The sequence below is a fragment of the Clostridium sp. UBA5119 genome (assembly GCF_002414285.1).
Taxonomy (GTDB): Bacteria; Bacillota; Clostridia; order Clostridiales; family Clostridiaceae; genus Clostridium_J; species Clostridium_J sulfidigenes.
The window spans coordinates 1-3,944 of the sequence record NZ_DHYX01000026.1 but is presented as its reverse complement, the minus strand read 5'-3'; the positions used below and the strand labels follow the sequence as shown (position 1 = coordinate 3,944).

The following is a 3,944-nucleotide window of genomic DNA, read 5'->3' as shown; positions in this document are numbered from 1 at the left end:
AAAATCAAGCTGATATGAATGACATTCATATCAGCTTGATTTTTGACTAATTATAGTTATTTTTGATTTTTATTGAAAATATTAATATTATTATATTTTTAAAATTAAATAATTATTTATCACTTAAAAGCGTCATCGCTCTACACCCTTTATGATTTGCAGTTATTAGATAAAAAATTCCCGGACCAAATTCATTTATACCTACCTCTATACAAAAATGATCGGCTCTTATTCCTGCAAAATAATCATCATCTTTTTCTAACAAAAACATTTTTCTCATATGAAATCCATTTAAGTAATCTATTTGTTTAGGATTTAATTCATCAACTCTTTGTAATTTAAATAATACTTTTCCAAATTCTTTTTTATTAATAATAAAATCTATATTATTTTCAGCTTCTTCCTTCGTCACTGGATAAACTCTTTCCATTTGTATCACTCCTATATTCATCTTGTAAAACATACTCAGCAAATTCAGATCGCTTAATTCTTCCATGTGCCATATCATACATTTTTTCTATATATTCATCCGTTAATACAAGACCATCAATTTTATTTATGCCTATTGCTGCATCAACAATCGCTATCCTTCTTTCTAAGCTAACTTCTTCAGGCACATACCCTTCAAATGCTATTTTATATCCATATGTTAATTTAACTTGTGTTCTAAATGATGCTTCATCAATACTTGTAATTCCATCTTTTAATTCTCTTGCAGTAGTATAGGCTATTCCTGAATATTCAGCTATTTCATCAGAAGTCAAATCACTTTCAAGAAATTTTTGAATTTTTTCTTTATCAACTTCAAGCATATCATCACATCCTAGTTTATTAGATAATGCTAACTTAAATATCTACTATTCAAATATTCCTATTGATTTACCGAAAAAATAATCCTTTTTATCATCTTCTTGAAGTGGATTGTCTTTACGCAACTTCCTGACATTCTCGTAGTAACCATTTTGTTTCATTTTTAATCTAGTATTAGCCCTTAGTTCTCTTCTTTGATCAGATGTCATTTTATCTCTTTGTTCTTGTGTGAAGTCATTAATAGTTTTTCCTTTGAGATTCATATTTGTCGACTCCTTTTTAATATTAAAAGAACTTGTATTTGCTATTCTTCATCCTCGTACTCTGAAAGACTAAAATCTATTATTTCATCTCTACTTTTTCCTTGTACTTTTTCAGACAAGCATCCATATCTTTGATACTCTTTACCACCATCTAAAAAAATCGCTCCACATTTACACCTTACATAATCATGGGTATACTTTGATTCAATTACATCATCACAAATTTTACAGCGTGCAATACTTCTAATTATCTATTGCATACTTTTGACCTCAGTAGTAGTTGATAAATTATTATCAATACAATTTTATCATTTATTTTGTGATTTATACTGACCATACTTACTAACATCTTTGAAATGAATATATGTAAAAATTGGCGACAAGAATAAAAATACTGTTCCCCATAAAATAATTCCAATGATTTTGAACAATCCATAAAAAGCTAATGTATCTCTAGTAATATAATAGACTCTAGTACCCGTAAATGTATTCGCACCACTTTTAATATCGAACATTACATAATAAGAAAATGGACTCAGTATTAGTAAAGTATTCATAATGAATCCTGGCGTTTTGTGTCCAACTTCTCCATATGCTTGTTGGTACATATATATAATCGCACTTACCAAAAAAGCAAATAGAAGTGATTTGATAAGACGAAAGATATTTAATCCCCTTAAATAATTCGTAATAAAGTTCATCATATTCTCCTTTTTAAAATCATCTTTCCCATTTCAAATTAAATTATTTATAGAAAAAATGAACTTTTCTTTTTGATTGGTGCTTTCTTTTGACTTTCTTCAACGAATTCTTTTGCTTTATTGTAACTAATATTTTGACCTTCTTTAAAAGAAAGCATTGGAATATGATCATGTCTGTCAGCACTCCACGAAACGATTTCTAAAATCATTTCTGATTTTTTATCAATTGTAGACAATCTATCATTGATACTTTTTAAGTTATAATTATCTTCTAATGCTTGTTCTTCTTTTTCAAAGAGATAAGTCAAAACTTGATTCATATTTGCAAATCCTTTTTCTTCTTTCAATTCATCAATTTTATTGAGCATACTATCATTTAAATAATAAGTTTTGTTCGTTCCTCGTCTTTCCATATTCATATCTCCTTTTTTAAGTTTTTTTGTTTTAATTAAAGCAACAAGTGATTATGCCTTTGTTATTCTTTCAGCAATTTTAATAAATTAATTTGTATCTAATGTCTAATTATTAAAAGTTCATCAATAATTTTTTGATTAAAAGTTTTATATATGTGGTTGTCACATATATTCAATTATTTAAAAATTCATTCTATACGTGGATTTCACATATACCATGTTTTTCAATAATTATTACTCAATGTATATATCACATATATTTAATATACATGGTATGTATATGTGATATATACGTGTTGTAATAAAATGTATATGTGAAATATAAATGATTTGTTAAAATTGTGATATCACCATATACGTGGATTTCACATATATAGAAAGTAATCGGCACTGCCGATTTAATCACGTTCGGCTCTGCCGAAATTCGTCCCACAGGGCGACGTGATATCACTTTCTCTTATGCTCATGTTCTAAGAAAAATCAATAAAACAATATAGTATTATTGATTTAAGAACAAATTTCAAATTCATTATTTATTATGTTAATATTCTAGATAGAGTTATTTCATAACTCAGCACATAGACTATGAATTTCTGATTTTAGCCGATCGAATTCGTAGTCTTCTTTTGATTCAATTTCTTTTTCTAACTTAGTAATAAAATTTAAAATTGACTCACAAAGATTCTTTTTATTTTCAATTAAAATAAATTTTGGTGTGACTTCGATATTATTTGCAAAGTCTTCTCCAACATATTTTTTGAAGTTCTCATATTTAAAAAGTGTTTCAGGCCTTATTAGTTTATTGAACTTTCTATCATTCCTCCATTGATAATATTTTTTTTCAACTACTTCAATCAAATCAATTATGTTATAATTTTCATTTATTAAATCACTTATTAATTTTATATAAGATTGATTATTAAATTTATATGAGCGATCTGTTAATTTGTTTATATAACTAATTGCTACTAAACTAATTGTATTAATATAGCGATTCGTTGCTATTTCTGTAGTTTTCTCTGTAGTTTTCTCTGTAGTTGTTTTCTCTGTTAATGTATCTTCTGTAATAGAAGAAATACCGTTTTTAGACTTACCTTTTTCTTTTTTTACAAATTCCTTTTTTTGATTTTCACTAATCCTTTTTCTGTTTTCAGATTTTCGTTTTTCTGTTTTTAGAATATCAATATTCATTTGTTTATTTTCTAGTACTACTTCTACTTCTTTTAAATAATTATCATACAATAGACGATAATGCTTGATAGGGTTACCACTTACTTTCATTACTTTTGTTTCTATAATTCCTCTACTCTCTAATTCCTTTGTTATTTGAGCTATTTTAAATTTTTTTATGCCTGTCTCATTAAACCATTGTTCTTGAGTCTTATATATCCAACCCTCTCTATTCTTACCTTTATCAGCCCAAAACGTTAGTTGAGATAAAAAAACAGCACCTTGTAAATCTCTCATGAATTCAAGATAGAATTTGTTTACCAATATATAATTATCATTTCCTGAGATAAGATTAATACAACTTCTTAATATTTCGATTTTTTTTATTTTAATCAACTCTTTTTTAAAAATTATAGTCTTACTGCCAGCCAGCTATTTTATTTTTGATTCTAAAAAATTATCTATATCTTGTCTTCTAATCATTTGAATACCACTTACAACAATTACAGGTAAACCTTCTTCGATAAACTTTTTTAAAGTATTAAAACTTACTCCTAAATATGAAGCTGCTTGCTTTTTATTCATAT

The 3,944-nt window shown here is 26.4% G+C and carries 7 protein-coding genes; all 7 read right to left on the bottom strand.

Annotated elements, in window-relative coordinates; genetic code table 11:
* Positions 1–112: 112 nt before the first annotated feature.
* The 7 genes from B2671_RS03305 to B2671_RS03280 all read right to left on the bottom strand — a co-directional run bounded on the left by B2671_RS03305 (position 113) and on the right by B2671_RS03280 (position 3,753).
* Positions 113–430, bottom strand: coding sequence for a hypothetical protein (locus B2671_RS03305; protein ID WP_346869146.1), 318 nt, complete (start codon positions 428–430; stop codon positions 113–115).
* The gene (locus B2671_RS03300) at positions 393–812 is read right to left on the bottom strand and encodes a hypothetical protein (RefSeq protein WP_346869145.1); all 420 of its coding nucleotides are present in this window, start codon (positions 810–812) and stop codon (positions 393–395) included. The genes B2671_RS03305 and B2671_RS03300 overlap by 38 nt, the downstream gene beginning before the upstream one ends.
* Before the next feature lie 45 nt (positions 813–857).
* Positions 858–1,073 carry a hypothetical protein gene (locus B2671_RS03295; RefSeq protein ID WP_346869144.1) on the bottom strand — a complete coding sequence of 72 codons (216 nt, stop codon included), beginning with the start codon at positions 1,071–1,073 and terminating at the stop codon, positions 858–860.
* Positions 1,074–1,114: 41 nt separating this feature from the next.
* Positions 1,115–1,312 (bottom strand): DUF7695 domain-containing protein, encoded by a 198-nt coding sequence (locus B2671_RS17675; protein WP_422653219.1) that lies wholly within the window; start codon positions 1,310–1,312, stop codon positions 1,115–1,117.
* A 69-nt stretch (positions 1,313–1,381) separates the two neighbouring features.
* Positions 1,382–1,681 carry a hypothetical protein gene (locus tag B2671_RS03290; RefSeq protein WP_346869143.1) on the bottom strand — a complete coding sequence of 100 codons (300 nt, stop codon included), beginning with the start codon at positions 1,679–1,681 and terminating at the stop codon, positions 1,382–1,384.
* A gap of 140 nt (positions 1,682–1,821) precedes the next feature.
* Positions 1,822–2,187, bottom strand: coding sequence for a hypothetical protein (locus B2671_RS03285; protein ID WP_283727685.1), 366 nt, complete (start codon positions 2,185–2,187; stop codon positions 1,822–1,824).
* A gap of 564 nt (positions 2,188–2,751) precedes the next feature.
* Complete coding sequence (locus B2671_RS03280; RefSeq protein ID WP_346869142.1) at positions 2,752–3,753, bottom strand: conserved phage C-terminal domain-containing protein; 1,002 nt, start codon at positions 3,751–3,753, stop codon at positions 2,752–2,754.
* Positions 3,754–3,944 lie beyond the last annotated feature (191 nt).

Coding starts and splice junctions, on each gene's coding strand:
- B2671_RS03285 (WP_283727685.1), bottom strand. CDS start 2,187: ATGGAAAGACGAGGAACGAACAAAACTTATTATTTAAATGATAGTATG.
- B2671_RS03290 (WP_346869143.1), bottom strand. CDS start 1,681: ATGTACCAACAAGCATATGGAGAAGTTGGACACAAAACGCCAGGATTC.
- B2671_RS03300 (WP_346869145.1), bottom strand. CDS start 812: ATGCTTGAAGTTGATAAAGAAAAAATTCAAAAATTTCTTGAAAGTGAT.
- B2671_RS03295 (WP_346869144.1), bottom strand. CDS start 1,073: ATGAATCTCAAAGGAAAAACTATTAATGACTTCACACAAGAACAAAGA.
- B2671_RS03305 (WP_346869146.1), bottom strand. CDS start 430: ATGGAAAGAGTTTATCCAGTGACGAAGGAAGAAGCTGAAAATAATATA.